The sequence below is a fragment of the Guptibacillus hwajinpoensis genome (assembly GCF_020171785.1).
Classification (GTDB): domain Bacteria; phylum Bacillota; class Bacilli; order Bacillales; family Guptibacillaceae; genus Guptibacillus; species Guptibacillus sedimenti.
In genome coordinates, this window is record NZ_JAIVAE010000010.1 from 138,099 (window position 1) to 154,281 (window position 16,183).

Annotated in this window: 17 protein-coding genes; 12 read left to right on the forward strand and 5 right to left on the reverse strand. The window is 41.7% G+C overall.

All coding sequences use genetic code 11. The features are described 5' to 3' along the window. Positions 1-46: 46 nt before the first annotated feature. Genes LCL91_RS15635 through LCL91_RS15645 form a run of 3 tightly spaced genes read right to left on the reverse strand, consistent with a single transcriptional unit; the run spans position 47 to position 2,862 of the window. The gene (locus LCL91_RS15635; RefSeq protein ID WP_224883689.1) at positions 47-301 is read right to left on the reverse strand and encodes a hypothetical protein; all 255 of its coding nucleotides are present in this window, start codon (positions 299-301) and stop codon (positions 47-49) included. 41 nt (positions 302-342) lie between these two features. After that, positions 343-1,632, reverse strand: a complete 1,290-nt coding sequence (locus tag LCL91_RS15640; RefSeq protein WP_224883690.1) for a Glu/Leu/Phe/Val family dehydrogenase — start codon at positions 1,630-1,632, stop codon at positions 343-345. 27 nt (positions 1,633-1,659) lie between these two features. Then, positions 1,660-2,862 (reverse strand): ornithine--oxo-acid transaminase, encoded by a 1,203-nt coding sequence (locus LCL91_RS15645; protein ID WP_224883691.1) that lies wholly within the window; start codon positions 2,860-2,862, stop codon positions 1,660-1,662. Positions 2,863-3,160: 298 nt separating this feature from the next. On the opposite strand from LCL91_RS15645, the gene LCL91_RS15650 reads away from it, so the two are divergent. From LCL91_RS15650 to LCL91_RS15670, 5 genes are all read left to right on the forward strand, one after another. After that, positions 3,161-4,537 carry a sigma 54-interacting transcriptional regulator gene (locus tag LCL91_RS15650; RefSeq protein ID WP_224883803.1) on the forward strand — a complete coding sequence of 459 codons (1,377 nt, stop codon included), beginning with the start codon at positions 3,161-3,163 and terminating at the stop codon, positions 4,535-4,537. Positions 4,538-4,708: 171 nt separating this feature from the next. Then, positions 4,709-6,445, forward strand: a complete 1,737-nt coding sequence (locus tag LCL91_RS15655; RefSeq protein ID WP_224883692.1) for a sensor histidine kinase — start codon at positions 4,709-4,711, stop codon at positions 6,443-6,445. Next, complete coding sequence (locus LCL91_RS15660) at positions 6,446-7,174, forward strand: LytR/AlgR family response regulator transcription factor (RefSeq protein ID WP_224883693.1); 729 nt, start codon at positions 6,446-6,448, stop codon at positions 7,172-7,174. Positions 7,175-7,312: 138 nt separating this feature from the next. Next, positions 7,313-8,770: a carbon starvation CstA family protein gene (locus tag LCL91_RS15665; RefSeq protein WP_160920603.1), complete on the forward strand. Its 1,458-nt coding sequence runs from the start codon at positions 7,313-7,315 to the stop codon at positions 8,768-8,770. A 53-nt stretch (positions 8,771-8,823) separates the two neighbouring features. Beyond that, entirely contained in the window at positions 8,824-8,973 is a 150-nt protein-coding gene (locus tag LCL91_RS15670; protein ID WP_224883694.1) for a hypothetical protein, read from the forward strand. A 53-nt stretch (positions 8,974-9,026) separates the two neighbouring features. Here LCL91_RS15670 and LCL91_RS15675 read toward each other — a convergent pair whose 3' ends face one another. Further along, complete coding sequence (locus LCL91_RS15675; protein WP_224883695.1) at positions 9,027-9,854, reverse strand: nucleotidyltransferase; 828 nt, start codon at positions 9,852-9,854, stop codon at positions 9,027-9,029. A gap of 183 nt (positions 9,855-10,037) precedes the next feature. Between LCL91_RS15675 and LCL91_RS15680 the strand changes: the two genes are divergently transcribed. The 5 genes from LCL91_RS15680 to LCL91_RS15700 all read left to right on the forward strand — a co-directional run bounded on the left by LCL91_RS15680 (position 10,038) and on the right by LCL91_RS15700 (position 14,374). Further along, on the forward strand, positions 10,038-10,283 hold the full coding sequence (locus tag LCL91_RS15680) for a hypothetical protein (protein WP_224883697.1): 246 nt from the start codon (positions 10,038-10,040) through the stop codon (positions 10,281-10,283). A 188-nt stretch (positions 10,284-10,471) separates the two neighbouring features. Beyond that, entirely contained in the window at positions 10,472-11,422 is a 951-nt protein-coding gene (locus tag LCL91_RS15685) for an L-lactate dehydrogenase (protein ID WP_224883698.1), read from the forward strand. A gap of 32 nt (positions 11,423-11,454) precedes the next feature. Then, the gene (locus LCL91_RS15690) at positions 11,455-13,107 is read left to right on the forward strand and encodes a lactate permease LctP family transporter (RefSeq protein ID WP_224883699.1); all 1,653 of its coding nucleotides are present in this window, start codon (positions 11,455-11,457) and stop codon (positions 13,105-13,107) included. A gap of 143 nt (positions 13,108-13,250) precedes the next feature. Then, on the forward strand, positions 13,251-13,439 hold the full coding sequence (locus LCL91_RS15695; protein ID WP_224883700.1) for a spore germination protein: 189 nt from the start codon (positions 13,251-13,253) through the stop codon (positions 13,437-13,439). A 134-nt stretch (positions 13,440-13,573) separates the two neighbouring features. Next, positions 13,574-14,374: an alpha/beta hydrolase family protein gene (locus tag LCL91_RS15700; RefSeq protein WP_224883701.1), complete on the forward strand. Its 801-nt coding sequence runs from the start codon at positions 13,574-13,576 to the stop codon at positions 14,372-14,374. Between the two features lie 43 nt (positions 14,375-14,417). Here LCL91_RS15700 and LCL91_RS15705 read toward each other — a convergent pair whose 3' ends face one another. Beyond that, a complete protein-coding gene (locus tag LCL91_RS15705) occupies positions 14,418-14,780 on the reverse strand; it encodes a winged helix-turn-helix transcriptional regulator (RefSeq protein WP_098446173.1) in 363 nt (120 codons plus the stop codon). A 184-nt stretch (positions 14,781-14,964) separates the two neighbouring features. Here LCL91_RS15705 and hxlA point away from each other — a divergent pair, with 184 nt between their 5' ends. Beyond that, positions 14,965-15,594, forward strand: a complete 630-nt coding sequence (gene hxlA, locus LCL91_RS15710; RefSeq protein ID WP_160920595.1) for a 3-hexulose-6-phosphate synthase — start codon at positions 14,965-14,967, stop codon at positions 15,592-15,594. A gap of 7 nt (positions 15,595-15,601) precedes the next feature. Next, complete coding sequence (gene hxlB, locus LCL91_RS15715; protein WP_224883702.1) at positions 15,602-16,156, forward strand: 6-phospho-3-hexuloisomerase; 555 nt, start codon at positions 15,602-15,604, stop codon at positions 16,154-16,156. The last annotated feature ends 27 nt before the right edge of the window (positions 16,157-16,183 follow it).

Below are 16,183 nucleotides of genomic sequence, written 5' to 3' on the forward strand. Positions count from 1 at the left end.
GTACCTCTTCTGCCTAAACAGAAAAGGGTGGCGCGCTTATATTTTATCAATCACTACCGGTAATTAACAAATCATCCCTCAACGTTCCTAACACTGTAACAGGTGTAATCTCTTCTCCCTGACTCACTTCTATTGAAAGAAGATGTCCACTTACTCCAACATTAATATGTTCAAGATTACCGTCCCCTGTTTTAACTAAAAACAATGTTTCCCACTCATATACATAATCTAATGGCTGTGTAACGACCTGTTCAATTGTACCATAGTAGGGACTGTTGATTGTATGAACGATCTCATTCATTCTATCATCCTCCCTTTCGTTACAGTAATATAGAATCCGATCTAAACCCAACCTCGAAACTTTGAAGCTTCTGCCATCTTTCGAATTCCTGCCATATAAGCTGCTAACCTTGTATCAACGTGGTAAGTTTTTGAGATTTCATAAACTTTCGCAAAAGACTCAACGATCACTTTTCGCAACCTTGCTTCTACTTCTTCCTCGGTCCAATAGTACCCCTGATTATTTTGGACCCATTCAAAATACGAGACTGTCACACCACCTGAACTTGCCAATACATCAGGAACAAGTAAAATACCCCTCTTAGTTAAGATTTTTGTAGCCTCGATTGTTGTCGGTCCATTAGCAGCTTCTACTACAATGGCAGCTTTAATGGCTGAAGCATTTTCGATTGTAATTTGATTTGAAATCGCAGCTGGCACAAGAATATCGCAGTCTAACTCAAGGAGCTCCTTATTCGTAATCGTGTTATTAAATAAAGTTGTCACCGTTCCAAAACTATCGCGCCGATCTAGCAAGTCATCAATATCAAGCCCTTCAGAATCATAAATCGCACCATAAGCATCAGAGATTCCGATGATTTTGGCTCCAGCATCATGCATGAATTTCGCTAGGAAACTCCCGGCATTACCAAATCCCTGAATAACGACGCGTGCTCCCTGTAACTTGATTCCCTTTTTTCTAGCAGCCTCTTCAATGCAGATCGTTACACCACGAGCAGTTGCCGTTTCTCTTCCATGAGAGCCACCAAGCACCACTGGTTTACCCGTAATGAATCCAGGAGAATCGAATTCACGAATCCGACTGTATTCATCCATCATCCATGCCATAATTTGTGAATTTGTGAAAACATCTGGAGCAGGAATATCTTTTGTCGGTCCCACAATCTGACTGATTGCACGAACATAGCCACGACTTAACCGTTCCAATTCGCGAAAAGACATCTCGCGCGGATCACAAATGATCCCGCCCTTTCCTCCGCCGTAAGGTAAATTGGCGATTCCACATTTTAAGCTCATCCATAAAGATAAAGCCTTCACTTCATCTTCATTTACCTCTGGATGAAATCGCACCCCACCTTTTGTTGGTCCCACCGCATCATTATGTTGAGACCGATATCCGGTAAAAATACGAACCTTATCATTATCCATTCGCACAGGAATACGGACAGTTAGCATTCTCATTGGTTCTTTTAAAAGTTCATACATCTCATCTGAATAGCCTAATTGATCCAGCGCTTCCTTCACGACAATTTGAGTGGAGTGAAATAAATTCAGTGATTCCGTATCTTGTTTTCCATCCTGCTTTACTTGTTGGCTAACTGCCGCTTCCATGTAGACACCTCTTCTTATTTAATGTTCTTACTTGGACAACACATTTACGATTTTAGCTATAGCCCAATCAAGATCTTCTTTTGAAATGATAAGCGGTGGCGCAAATCGGATCACCGTATCATGCGTTTCTTTACATAAAAGCCCTTCTTCTTTTAACTTTTCGCAGTAAAGTCTTGCTGGCTCTGTTAATTCAACTCCGATAAATAGCCCTTTACCGCGTACTTCTTTTATAAGAGGATTATCGATTTCCTTTAATTTTTCTTGAAAATAGTTGCCAAGCTCGAGTGATCGCTGAGCTAACTGCTCATTTTCCAATACGTCCAGGGCTGCAACCGATACTGCGCACCCAAGTGGATTCCCACCAAATGTAGAACCATGTGACCCGGGATTAAATACCCCAAGAATTTCTTCATTTGCTGCAATACACGAAATCGGGAAAACGCCACCGCCAAGTGCCTTTCCAAGTATATAAATATCCGGCTCAACATCTTCCCAATCGCAGGCGAACGTTTTACCAGAGCGACCAAGGCCGGCCTGTATTTCATCTGCTACGTAAAGAACATTGTTTTCTTTACATACGTCATAAGCTTCTTTTAAGAACCCTTCAGGCGGAATTACGATCCCTGCTTCTCCTTGAATCGGTTCAAAAAGAAAAGCAGCCGTGTTTGGTGTGATGGCTTTTCTTAGCGCTTCTATATCGCCGTAAGGAATGAGTTTAATTCCCGGTAACATTGGACCGAAACCTCTCTGGTATTCAGCCTCAGAGGAGAGGGATACAGCGGTCATTGTACGTCCATGGAAATTCCCTACACATGCTATAATTTCCGCCTGATTTTCAGAAACGCCTTTTACATCATAAGCCCAGCGTCGCACTGTTTTAATGGCGGTTTCAACAGCTTCTGCCCCAGTGTTCATAGGAAGAACTTTTGCTTTATTTGTTAGCTTTGCGACCTTCTCATAAAACGGAGCCAATTGGTCGTTATGAAAAGCTCTAGAAGTTAATGTAATCCGATCTGCTTGGTCTTTTAATGCTTGAATGATCTTCGGGTGACGATGTCCTTGATTAACTGCTGAATAAGCACTCAGCATATCCATGTATCGGTTACCTTCAGGGTCTTTTACCCAAACCCCTTCCGCTTCCGTAATAACAATTGGAAGCGGGTTATAGTTATTCGCTCCAAGTTGAATTGTTTTTTCAATGACATTCTCAGTCGTTGTGTGTGTCTTCATGTTCATCCTCCTTTAAAAGTTCGCCTCACCTAGAGGAGCAAAAATAACTTCGCTCTTCTCTCCCCTTAGTAATTAGCAAGTTTTATGCCAACTTTTGTTTACGCGTGAAGCATAAGGATGACGAGGAATATTCAATTCAGATATGCAAAATCCCTTTGCGTATAATTGATCTATTTTGCATGCATGTGCAAAATAATATTGCAACGCATGTACTTCTACACATACAATAACGATAGCAGTAAAGGAGGTATGTATTTTGGATAATGACACTGAGAACGACTGTAAATCTCTCGAAACCATAAACCAGGTATATAAAAAAATCATCGATGAAATCGACGTGGGTGTTCATGTGATCGACGAGAAAGGCAAAACGATCATTTACAATCCGAAAATGATGCAAATTGAAGCAATGGATCACCAGGATGTGCTTGATAAATATTTATTAGATGTTTTCATGTTCTCTGCAAATGAAAGCAGCACGCTCGTTAAGGCGCTTCAAAAGGGGATCGAGACGTCAAATGTGAAACAAACGTATTTCAATAATAAAGGGAAAGAAATCACGACAATTAATCATTCTTTTCCTATTTTAGAAAATGGAAGGATTAAAGGCGCTGTCGAAATTTCAAACGATGTAACTAAATTAGAACGGTTAATCCGAGATAATATGAATCGAAAAGGGAATACGCGCTTTACATTTGATAGCATTATCGGAAGTAGTTATGCCATTCAAGAAGTGATTGAGAATACAAAGCGGAGCACGAGGACATCGTCGTCTGTTTTGATCGTTGGGGAAACTGGAACTGGGAAAGAATTATTTGCTCAAAGCATCCACAATGGTAGCCACCGATCTTCCGCTCCGTTTATTTCGCAAAACTGTGCTGCCCTCCCAGATAATTTAATTGAAAGTCTTTTATTTGGTACAAAACGCGGTGCATTTACAGGGGCTATGGAACGTCCAGGATTATTTGAACAAGCAGAAGGCGGAACGTTATTGCTTGATGAAATCAATTCATTAAGTATGAATTTACAAGCGAAACTGTTGAGAGTGCTACAGGAAAAAACAATTCGGCGCATTGGTGATACAGAAGATAAGGCCATTGATGTGAGAATCATTGCTACAATGAACGAAGACCCCATTGAAGCTATTGCGAAGGAACGAATGCGTAAAGATTTGTATTACCGACTTGGAGTTGTGACACTATTTATCCCTCCACTTAGAGAAAGGAAAGAGGATATCTCTTTGTTAGTGGATTCGTTTATTTCAAAATACAACGATCTCTTTCAAATGGACGTAAAAGGTGTGGACACCGACGTCTCGGAATCATTTCAGTCTTACGATTGGCCGGGGAATGTAAGAGAATTAGAGCATATTATTGAAGGAGCGATGAATTTAATGATGAGCGAAGACATCATACACTATTCTCATTTGCCCATTCAGTATCGAAATAAATCTTCATTACAAAAAGAAAAGCATTTAATTGAGCCTGATCAACTAACCATTCATCACTCAAATCAAGTCATCCCGTTGAAAGAACAGATGGAGAAAGTTGAAAAAAAATATATTCAACAAGTGCTTAAAGAAAACAAAAACAATATCTCGAGAACAGCGCAGGTGTTAGGTCTGAGTAGACAAAGCTTGCAGTACCGGTTAAGGAAATTTGATATTCAAACGTAACCTAAGAAATGAAATCGCACTTTATGTTTGAGAGATTCGTCTTCTCTTGTTCATCCATTTTATCTCTTTATTAAAACCCGTATAATAAAAAGTAACCGCTTTACCATTCGACAGAATTTGACTTAAACCGGGTGGTGACAGGCACCAACACAGCGAAAGGAGCTTCCCCTCATGATCGAACTCTTGCTTACGATGCTAGAGCGACTTGGCATTATCGTTACAATTGCATTTGTGCTAACCCGCTTTCGCTTCTTCCGAGATATGATCTACAGCGATCAGCTTGCTCGTAAGCAGCAGTATGTTGCGATTGGCTTCTTTGGTTTCTTTGGGATCATCGGAACGTATACAGGATTAACATTTAGTACAGATTCACTCCAATTTAATTCCTGGCCACTTGAAGTTTCTTCTGACGAAGCCATCGCAAATTCCAGAGTAATCGGAGTCGTTCTTGCTGGACTTCTTGGTGGAAAGAGAGTTGGATTTGGTGCAGGTCTTATCGCAGGGGTTCATCGCTATATGCTCGGCGGATTCACAGCATTAGCTTGTGGACTTGCCTCCATTATTGCTGGACTTATCGCGGGCTCTCTACACAAACGAAATCGTCATGTAAAACTTCGATCAGCCTTCATGATCGGTGCAGGTGCAGAAGCCGTTCAAATGCTCATTATCTTAATGCTTTCTAAACCGTTCCAAAATGCCCTGGCTTTAGTAGAAGTCATCGGAATCCCAATGATTCTCGCAAATGGGATTGGCTGTGCTCTCTTCCTTCTTATTATAAAAAATGTTGTAAACGAGGAAGAAAAAGCTGGTGCTCTTCAGGCACAGAAAACCCTTCGTATCGCGGATCAAACACTTGGTTATCTCAGAAAAGGCCTTTCCGAAGCTTCGGCGAATGAAGTCTGTCAGATTCTTCATCGTGAAATTGAAGGTAGTGCGGTCGCAATAACAGATCGCACGCACATCCTGAGTCACGTTGGCCTTGCGAACGACCATCATCAATCTGGACACGAAATTCAAACGACCATTACGAAGGACGTTATTCATAACGGTGAGATTGTTGTAGCAAACGATCAGACCATTCACTGCGCCGAGAAAGACTGCCCGCTCGGAGCTGCCATCATTGCCCCGCTTAAACAGCGAGGAAAAACAATCGGCACGCTGAAATTTTACTTCCGATCGGAAAAAGAGATTACCCATATTATTACTGAGCTTGTGCTCGGTCTCAGCAATCTTCTTAGTAATCAGCTCGAAATCGCTGAAGCAGATAAAGCCTATCAGCTCGCGAAAGAAGCTGAAATCAAAGCATTACAAGCACAAATTAGTCCGCACTTTCTGTTTAATTCACTTAATACGATCATTTCGTTAATTCGAATTGAACCAGATAAAGCACGTAAATTACTCGTCTCCCTTTCACATTTCTTAAGACAGAATTTATCTGGAACGACGGCAAACATGACGTCGCTTCATCAAGAGTTAAAACACGTAAGAGCCTATCTTGAAATAGAAGAGGCGCGCTTCGTGGATCGCCTCACAGTAATCTACGAAATTGATGAAAGTGCATTAACGATGAATCTACCTCCCCTTACCCTGCAACCTATTGTTGAAAATGCGATTAAACATGGCATAAAAAATAAAAATACAGACTGTCTAGTTAAAATTAGTATTGAGCGCCATGCAAACGGCGTCCTCGTCTGTGTCACAGATAATGGAGAGGGTATTCCTCCTGAGCGACTAAGACAGCTCGGAAAAATGCACGTTCCATCTCAGCTTGGCACAGGACTGGGACTCTATAACGTGAATCGACGTCTATCCATGTTATATGGAACGGAAGCTACTCTTCAAATTCATAGCATCTTACACGAAGGAACGACCATTTGCTTTAAGATCCCAACCATGGAGGACAAATAAATGAACGTCATAAATATTTTAATTGTTGACGATGAACGATACAGTCGACAGGAACTTGTTCACCTTCTCGGTCAATTCCAAACAGTGAACGTTTGCGGTGAAGCTGATTCTGGGGAATCAGCGGTTGTGAAAGCTGTCCAACTTCACCCTGATGTGGTTTTTCTTGATGTTGAAATGCCTGGTATGAATGGTATGGAAGCTGCCAGAGCTCTGCATGAATTAAAAAAACCACCGCACATCGTTTTTGCGACTGCTTATCCTGAATTTGCTGCAGAAGCTTTTCGATATGAAGCGGTTGACTATCTTTTGAAACCTTATGATGAAGAGCTGCTTTATCAAACGGTACAGCGTCTAGAGAAGGTGATGCAAGTTTCGACTAAAGAAGAACTTCCTCCCAAAAAAGGCAAGCTCTCAGTTGAACTAGAAGGTGAGATTCATTACCTTGATCCAAATGATATTCTCTTTATTTTTCGCGATGAAAAAGTCTCACGGATCGTTGTGAAAAATGGTGAGTACGAAGTGAAGATGGCGTTAAAAGAACTTGAAATCCGACTATCCTCCTTCTCATTTTTTAGAATTCATAAAGGATACCTTGTTAATCTTCACTACGTGACGCGCCTGACTCCCTGGTTTAATGGTGCTTATCAGCTTGAATTAGAAGGATATGGGGAGAAGCTTTCGGTCAGTCGTAATTATGTAAAAGCGCTACGTACGGAACTTGAATTGTAATTCCGAGTGCATTTCAGTCTTTCATACTGACATCTCAATCCAACTTTCAGACATGTTAGAGCGGAATGAGTCCATTCCTCCCTCTCATCTCTTATAATTTATGTAAACGCATACATTCGTACGGAAAGGGATGATTTCATGTATACATTTCTAGCAGGAATTGCACTTCTAATTATTGGTTATTTTACTTATGGTAAATTTGTAGAGAAGGTTTTCGGCATTAAGGAAGCTCGTCAAACCCCGGCCTATACCCATCAGGATGGCGTCGATTACCTTCCAATGAACACGAAGAAGAACTCCTTGATTCAATTATTGAACATTGCAGGAGTTGGTCCAATCTTCGGCCCGATCCTTGGTGCACTCTATGGACCAGTCGCTTTTCTCTGGATCGTATTTGGCTGTATTTTCGCAGGAGCTGTTCACGATTACCTTACAGGAATGATCTCCATTCGTAACAGGGGCGCTCACTTACCTGAACTTGCAGGAAAGTTTCTTGGAAAAGTGATGAAGCACGTTGTGAATGCATTCGCTGTGCTACTTCTCCTCCTAACAGGAACGGTGTTTGTCACAGCACCAGCTGGACTATTGAACAACTTAATGAACGGCTGGGCAACAATGGGTCTTATTCTAGGAGCAATTTTTGTTTACTATATCCTAGCTACATTGTTACCGATTGATAAAATCATTGGACGCTTTTATCCGATTTTTGGTGCACTTCTTCTTATTAGCGCACTCGGGGTTGGTGCTGGGCTTGTATTCACTGGCGCACCAATTCCTGAAATCACGCTAAGTAATTTCCACCCTGACAACGCACCGGTCTTTCCGTTGTTATTCTTAACAATCTCTTGCGGCGCACTTTCTGGGTTTCACGCCACACAAACGCCAATCATTTCACGCACAACGCAAAATGAAAAACAAGGTCGTAACATCTTCTACGGAATGATGATTGCAGAAGGTGTCATTGCAATGATTTGGGCTGCTGCTGCTATGAGTTTATTTAATGGACCAGTTGGGCTAAATGAACTGCTTGCGAATGGTGGACCGGCTGCGATTGTAAGTGAAGCTTCTACTCTTATGCTAGGTGCGATCGGTGGAACGCTTGCCATTCTTGGCGTTATCGTCCTTCCAATCACGTCTGGCGATACAGCCTTCAGAAGTGCTCGCATGATTATTGCAGACTACTTTAATTACTCACAGCGTAAAGTAACAAATCGTCTCTGGATCGCACTACCGCTGTTCGTTGTGGCATTTGGGCTTACGAAAATTGATTTCACCCTGCTATGGAGATACTTCTCATGGGCTAATCAGTCTACTGCCATGATTGCTCTATGGGTTGGCGCGATGTACTTGTTTATTGCGAAGAAAAACTACTGGATTGCCATGATTCCAGCGATTTTCATCACAATGGCAACCACCACTTACATTCTTAATGCACCAATCGGCTTTCGCTTACCAATGAATGTCGCCTACATCGGTGCAACCATCATTACGATCGCCGTTATTGTAGCTTTCTTTTACTCGGCTCGTAAGCAACGCGCTGCCAACATTCCCCTCGAAATCGATATTTCAGGTTGGGATAAGGACAGCGTTGCATAAAGGATACGTTGAACAGAAAATCCCCCTTTGACGAATAGTAAAGGTGTGATGATATGGGCTGCTGTCATTCAAAATACAAAACGACTCTTGATGAAGAAGAAGAACGAATCAACGAAAAGGGAAAAGAACAACTTCCTCTTTTCGGTAAACTCATTCTAAGTGGTTTGTTCTTAGGCGGAATCGCGTTAATTACCTATTTATAAATGAAAGAGGCCGAAGATCATTTACTTGATCTCCGGCCTCTTTCATTTACCTATTATGTTATAGGCATATAAGGTACTCGACTCGGATTGTATTGATCTAACCATTGATTTGATTCTTGAATCATCCATTCCCCAAACCCATTCAAAAAACAAGTTATTTCATCTGCCGATTTAGAAGGTACAATCGCATAAGTTATGGCCTGCTTCATTTCTTGTTCTTTCTGTGAGTAATGAGCGCTAAATACCGCATACGCTGGATAGAGATCTCTTGTATACATTGGCTTTTGTTCCATGACAAGCGCTAGTCCACTACGAACAATTATTTTCATAATCCATGTACAGCACTCCGCAATATCTTCCGCATCTTCATTGCCGAGCAGCTCTTTTTTCGCCTGATTAATATGTTTTCGCAACTGAATGAGATGATCATTGGCAAGGGCTCGGTCTGGCTTAAAATTCGGAATATCATTTGTTAAGTCATTTCCGTATACACAGAGACTAGACGTTTTGAGCATAAATGGAATGATTGAAAAGCGCGTTAATTTCCCTAGCTTTTGCGGTGAAAAAAAGCTTACCTCACAACCACTCACCCATGGAAATTCATCTGTTAGTTTTTCATTTAGGAGCTCAGCTGCTTTTTCATTATCTTGGTCCGTTAAAACGATGAAATCAAGATCCGATATACCCTCAATCCCATTCCCCTTTGGCACTGATCCCCTTATGTAAATGCTGCTTATAGGGATTGCTAGAGTTAAAATTTCAACAGCACGATTGATCGCATTTCGATAGTTTCGATCAATTTTCTCCCACGACGTATCGTTTACCAAATAGCCCTCATCATCCACTCTATAAAATGACCCTAGTGGCTTAACCGTGTCCATCCCGCACCTCCTCTATTGTATCTTTATCATAGCTACTTAATTTCTTTTATTAAAGTGTTGTTATTTTGCTTCAATTCCATTCCTGTCCAAACCTCCTCTATGTTTATTTCATAGAGTAATAATGTATCTAGCAAGTTCGGAGAGTTACGTTACTCTTACACTAAACGAGAAATGAGGAATAACATGTCTTATCACGAGGAATTCAATAAAAATGTTGGCAGATGTGTAGCCATTCGCTGCCACGATGGCACAACGCACTATGGATACATCGACCACTGTGATCGTGACAATGTGTACCTGCGCCCGATGGAGGGCGGCGGAAACGACGGTCCCGGCTTTGGTAACTACTTTTTTTTCGGGGCGGCTCTCATTGCCGTCGGCCTTGCTTCCATCGCTGCTTATAGCTGGTCGCCTTTCTTTTTCTGGTAAAAAAACGAAACGCTCAAATTTTGAGCGTTTTTTACATAGATTTCTCATTTAATTAGGTTTATTTTACCTTTTAAAATTAATTTTATATGTAAACCTTTTCATGTGATCTTTGTCACATATGAGCTATTAAATCCACGTTATAGTATGTATGTGAAAGACATCACAAACTATAGATTGGTGGAATTGATATGAAAAACGAACGCTATACAACGAGAGTCGCCGTCATTGGAACTGGATTTGTTGGGACAAGCTATGCTTTCGCTTTATTGAATCAAGAAGTTGTTAACGAAATGGTTCTAATCGACTTAAATAAAGAAAAAGCTGAAGGAGAAGCAAGAGATTTAAATCACGGGTTGCCGTTTGGATCGGCTATGAGAATTTGGGCAGGGGATTATGAAGACTGTCGAGATGCTGACATTGTCGTCATCACAGCTGGGGCAAATCAGAAGCCTGGGGAAACGAGACTTGATCTTGTTGAAAAGAATGTAAACATCTTCAAGGGAATTGTTACTGCCGTTATGGAGAGTGGTTTTGACGGACTATTCATCGTTGCCACGAATCCAGTAGATATCCTCTCTTACGCGACATGGAAATTCTCTGGTCTGCCGATGGAACGTGTTATTGGTTCTGGTACGATTCTCGATACCGCAAGACTTCGTTACTTAATCGGCGAGCATTTCCAGGTCGATTCTCGAAATGTACATGCTTATATCCTCGGCGAGCATGGCGATACGGAGCTTCCCGTTTGGAGTCACGCAACCATTAGTAGTCGCCCAGTAACGCAAATGCTATCAGAAGAGGAGCTGCCAGTACTTGACGAGATTTTTACGAACGTCCGCGACGCGGCTTACCACATCATTAATCGGAAAGGCGCAACTTATTACGGTATTGCAATGGGACTTGTTCGTCTGACCAAAGCAATTCTAAGAAACGAAAGCTCTATTCTAACGATCTCTACATTGATGCAAGGTGAATATGGTCTTGATGACATCTATATTGGCGCCCCTGCCATTATCGACAGAAACGGTATTCGAGAAGTTGTGGAGCTTGACCTCACAGAAACAGAGATGGAGCAATTGCATCATTCTGCAAGGACGTTACAAGAAGCAATGAAACCCTGTTTTGAGACAGTGAAATGAAACCCTACTATAACGCTTAAGAGGTGATCCCCATGGAAACATGGACACAAGTATATGATCCATTTACGAACATCTGGCTATCCGCTTTTATTGCTCTTATTCCGATTATCTTTTTCTTTCTTGCTCTTACCGCTTTTCGAATGAAAGGGCATATCGCTGCTACGGTTACAGTGATGCTCGCTATCGTGATTGCGATTCTCTTCTATGATATGCCGATTACGATGGTTGCTGCGACAACTGGTTACGGTTTTGCATTTGGCTTATGGCCAATATCTTACATCGTAATTGGAGCTGTCTACCTTTATAAACTTTCTGTAAAAAGTGGGCAATTCGATATTATCAGGAGTTCCATTGTATCCATTACAGATGACAAACGAATCCAAATGTTGCTCGTCGCCTTTTCATTTAATGCGTTTCTTGAAGGCGCAGCTGGTTTTGGCGCACCGATTGCGATTACAGCCGCTCTTCTTGTCGGACTTGGATTCGAACCACTTAAAGCGGCTGGACTATGTTTAATCGCCAATACAGCTAGCGGCGCTTTTGGCGCAATGGGCATCCCTGTCATTGTTGCTGGTCAAGTAAGTGGACTCGCTCCAATGGAAATTGGGCAATTTCTCGGCACGTCTCTTCCCTTTATCTCTTTCACAATTCCATTCCTACTCGTCGTCATTATGGATGGTATGAAAGGCTTGAAAGAAGTATGGCCAGCAGCTCTCGTTGCCGGTAGCACATATGCTATTACTCAATGGGCGACAGTCACATTTATTGGACCTGAACTGCCTAACATTACGTCTTCTATCGTTAGTTTAGTAGCCGTAGCTGTATTCGTGAAAATATGGCATCCAAAAACCAAGCAAAACCTTACGATTGATCCTGAAGTTGAAGCACAGCTTGCTGTTTCTCTTGACCCTGAAGCTCAGCTAACAGCTGGCCGAATTTTAAAAGCATGGTCTCCATTCATTGCTTTAACAGCAATGGTCACAATCTGGAGTTTAAAACCTTTCAAAAATTTATTTGTAGAAGGCGGATTGCTTGAAGCAACGATCCTTCAAATTCCTGTACCTGGACTCCATAATCTCGTTATTAAAACAGCACCAATTGTCAGTGAACCAACACCATATGGGGCGATGTTGAAACTTGATCTTCTTTCAGCAACAGGAACGGCTATCTTCATCGCTGCGATCCTATCCATCTTCATTCTTAGAATGAGTCCTAAAGCAGCGCTAGAAGCTTTTGTTGAAACAGTAAAAGAACTTCAAAAGCCCGTACTTACAATTATGATGGTGCTAGGATTTGCCTTCATTGCAAATTATAGTGGCATGAGCTCTACATTGGGTCTAGCTCTTGCTGCAAGCGGAGGTATCTTCCCATTCCTTTCTCCACTTCTAGGATGGATTGGCGTATTCTTAACAGGTTCTGTTACGTCTAACAATGCTTTATTCGGGAACTTACAACAAATTACTGCTCAACAAATTGCTGTTCTTCCGATGGTGCTAGTTGCTGCGAATACCGCGGGTGGCGTGATGGCAAAAATGCTATCTCCTCAGTCTATCGCTGTGGCCACAGGTGCGGTTGGCCTTGTAGGACGTGAAGGAGATCTCTTCCGTTTCACTCTCAAATATAGCTTCGTCTTTTTACTCATCACAGGGGGAATCACCTTTGTTCAAGCCCTTTTCATCAGTTAACGAGTTTCTTAGGAGTCAGGCAGCTGGCTCCTATTTTTATGATTCATTCAATATAGACGCTGATTCTCAATACATGTCCACACCATTCACTCAGTTTGTCCATATACTACTATCAGAAGACGGCTTTTTTAGGAGTGAAATAGATGGGTTGTTTTATTAGAGGGCCAGTAATCATTACAAACAACAGCGGAACGGTAGTCCAGTGTGCACACACGATTTCTCCAATATCCGTAAGTAATACAGTTAGCGGATCCGGTGGGGGCAATACAGGATCATTTATGATTGTAAATAATTTCTATAGCGTTGCAAAAGGAATAAAGTTCGGACAATAGGTATCATTATCCTTTTTATGAAGTAAAGCCAATCGATTAACGATTGGTTTTTTCAATTCCTTACCTAATAAAAGTTTCGGGAGATATGCGATAATGAAGAGGACTCTAATCCAATCTGAGAGGTGGTAAGTAACATGAAGAAATTTTTCTACGGAGAGAACGAAAATCAATTTGGCGAACTACGACTTCCAGAAGGAGATGGACCTTTTCCGGTAGCAATCGTTATTCACGGCGGCTTTTGGCGAAAACCGTTCACACTTGAGATCATGAGAGAAGTGGCGGAAGATTTAACAGCGAGTGGGTTTGCCACGTGGAACATTGAATACCGTCGGACAGGACAAGAAGGCGGAGGTTATCCAGGAACACTTACAGATGCCGCAGAAGCAACTGACTACATAAGGACACTTGCAGAATCCTATCCGCTCGATCTAAATAAAGTGGTTACGATTGGACATTCAGCTGGGGGCCATCTTGCTACATGGATTGCTGCGCGTCACCGTATAGATAAGAATAGTGAGTTATTCATTACAGACACACCTCTTCTTATTCACGGAGTGGTTAGCCTTGCTGGTGTGAACGACCTTGAGATGATGCATGGTGTGCATGAGTACAGAGATCAAGTCCTCTCTCTTGAACCAAATAATCCTACTGCAGAACTATTAGGCGGTTCGCCTAAAGAATATCCAGAGCGCTATAAAAATGCTTCTCCTGTGGAACTTCTTCCACTTGGTGTTCAACAAATTCTCGTTCATGGTGCGCTAGACATTAATGTTCCGATCGGGATTAGTGATTACTACCAGCGCGAAGCTGAAGGCGAAGGCGATTTTGTTAAACTTATCGAACTCCCCTCAGCAGAACACTTTGTGCTGACCGATACGAATTCATTTGCATGGGAAACAATTAAGGAAGAACTTTCACTTTTAGTCGAATATTAAAATAAGCGAAAAGCCGGGGAGCGCCCCGGCTTTTCGTTTATTTCTATACAGACTCTTTCGTCTCAATCGGTTTGCCAAGGACGTTCTGATTGTAATTCTTCCCCCACTCATACATGGAGTCGAGTATAGGCATTAATGTTTCACCTTGCTCGGTAAGGGAATACTCTACTTTCGGAGGGACAACAGGGTATACTTCTCGATGTACGATTTGGTCGTCTTCTAATTCTCGTAGCTGGTTCACTAGCATTCGCTGTGTAATTCCCGGCATTAGTGACTTTAGCTCACCAAATCGCTTCGTTCCCTGCTTGCCTAAATGCCATAAGATAAGCATTTTCCATTTGCCTCCGATAACCGCAAGCGTTAATTCTTTTTCACAGTAAAATGTTTTATCCTGGGTACGTGACATACGCATCACCTCCGTTTAAGCCCAGTATAACTCATAGTATACTTTTTGACACTATGTAAGTTTAATGTGCGTACTTACATTAATAGGTAGTAAGCAGTATACTTGCTACTACACCAACAGATCGATTATATTGGTGTCGGACAAGAGAGAGAAAGAAAAAATATGGACTGGGAGTGAAAGCATTATGAAATTACAGCTAGCATTAGATTTGGTAAACACAGAAGAAGGTATTGAACTAGTGAAAGAAGTTCAGGAGCATATTGATATCGTTGAAATCGGTACGCCGATCGTCATCAATGAAGGTCTTCGTGCTGTCAAAGATATGAAAGCAGCATTCCCTAACCTTGAAGTTCTTGCAGACCTTAAAATTATGGATGCTGCAGGTTATGAAGTTATGAAAGCATCTGAATCTAACGCAGATATCATCACAATTCTTGGTGCTGCTGAAGATGAATCAATCAAAGGTGCTGTTGAAGAAGCGAAGAAACAAGGTAAGGAAATCCTTGTCGATATGATGGCAGTGAAAGATCTCGCAACTCGTGCGAAAGAAGTAGACGCACTTGGCGTTGACTATATTTGTGTCCACACTGGATACGATCTTCAAGCAAAAGGCCAGAATTCTTTCGAAGACCTTGAAACAATTAAAGGCGTCGTAAAGAACGCGAAAACAGCAATCGCTGGTGGCATTAAGCTTGATTCTCTTGAAGAAGTTGTAAAAGTACAACCAGACCTTGTCATCGTAGGTGGCGGTATTACTGGTGAAGACGATAAAAAAGCCGTTGCATCAAAAATGCAAAAGCTCATTAAAGGATAATACGACTATGCAGACTACTCACTATTTAGCTGAAATTATTGATGAGCTAAATCGTTCAGTAGATCTCATTGCTGACGAAGAGGCTGAACAGCTCGCCAATGAAATACTAGGAGCCAACAAAGTATTCGTTGCTGGCGGGGGCCGATCTGGCTTTATGGCAAAGTCCTTTGCCATGCGTATGATGCATATGGGCATTGACGCTTACGTTGTTGGCGAAACAGTCACACCTACCTTTGAAGAAGGTGATCTCATCATCATTGGATCAGGTTCTGGTGAAACGAAGCAGCTCGTCTCTATTGCGAAGAAAGCTGCGAACATTGGTGGAAAAATTGCGGGTGTTACAATTAATCCTAACTCTACAATTGGTGAATTAGCAGATATTATCGTAACATTACCAGGCTCTCCCAAAGATCAGTCTGGTGAGTACGAAACCATTCAACCAATGGGATCGTTATTCGAACAAACCCTTTTGCTTTTCTATGATGCAATTATTTTGCGATTCATGGAAAAGAAAGGTTTAGATACGAATAAAATGTATGGGAAACATGCGAATTTAGAGTAGCATTTCTTTAAGTCCCCAAATCTCTAT

What these genes read in the sequence shown, in the direction of transcription:
- LCL91_RS15635 (WP_224883689.1), bottom strand. Translation starts at nt 301, where the DNA reads ATGAATGAGATCGTTCATACAATCAACAGTCCCTACTATGGTACAATT.
- LCL91_RS15640 (WP_224883690.1), bottom strand. Translation starts at nt 1,632, where the DNA reads ATGGAAGCGGCAGTTAGCCAACAAGTAAAGCAGGATGGAAAACAAGAT.
- LCL91_RS15645 (WP_224883691.1), bottom strand. Translation starts at nt 2,862, where the DNA reads ATGAAGACACACACAACGACTGAGAATGTCATTGAAAAAACAATTCAA.
- LCL91_RS15655 (WP_224883692.1), top strand. Translation starts at nt 4,709, where the DNA reads ATGATCGAACTCTTGCTTACGATGCTAGAGCGACTTGGCATTATCGTT.
- LCL91_RS15660 (WP_224883693.1), top strand. Translation starts at nt 6,446, where the DNA reads ATGAACGTCATAAATATTTTAATTGTTGACGATGAACGATACAGTCGA.
- LCL91_RS15665 (WP_160920603.1), top strand. Translation starts at nt 7,313, where the DNA reads ATGTATACATTTCTAGCAGGAATTGCACTTCTAATTATTGGTTATTTT.
- LCL91_RS15670 (WP_224883694.1), top strand. Translation starts at nt 8,824, where the DNA reads ATGGGCTGCTGTCATTCAAAATACAAAACGACTCTTGATGAAGAAGAA.
- LCL91_RS15675 (WP_224883695.1), bottom strand. Translation starts at nt 9,854, where the DNA reads ATGGACACGGTTAAGCCACTAGGGTCATTTTATAGAGTGGATGATGAG.
- LCL91_RS15680 (WP_224883697.1), top strand. Translation starts at nt 10,038, where the DNA reads ATGTCTTATCACGAGGAATTCAATAAAAATGTTGGCAGATGTGTAGCC.
- LCL91_RS15685 (WP_224883698.1), top strand. Translation starts at nt 10,472, where the DNA reads ATGAAAAACGAACGCTATACAACGAGAGTCGCCGTCATTGGAACTGGA.
- LCL91_RS15690 (WP_224883699.1), top strand. Translation starts at nt 11,455, where the DNA reads ATGGAAACATGGACACAAGTATATGATCCATTTACGAACATCTGGCTA.
- LCL91_RS15695 (WP_224883700.1), top strand. Translation starts at nt 13,251, where the DNA reads ATGGGTTGTTTTATTAGAGGGCCAGTAATCATTACAAACAACAGCGGA.
- LCL91_RS15700 (WP_224883701.1), top strand. Translation starts at nt 13,574, where the DNA reads ATGAAGAAATTTTTCTACGGAGAGAACGAAAATCAATTTGGCGAACTA.
- LCL91_RS15705 (WP_098446173.1), bottom strand. Translation starts at nt 14,780, where the DNA reads ATGTCACGTACCCAGGATAAAACATTTTACTGTGAAAAAGAATTAACG.
- hxlA (WP_160920595.1), top strand. Translation starts at nt 14,965, where the DNA reads ATGAAATTACAGCTAGCATTAGATTTGGTAAACACAGAAGAAGGTATT.
- hxlB (WP_224883702.1), top strand. Translation starts at nt 15,602, where the DNA reads ATGCAGACTACTCACTATTTAGCTGAAATTATTGATGAGCTAAATCGT.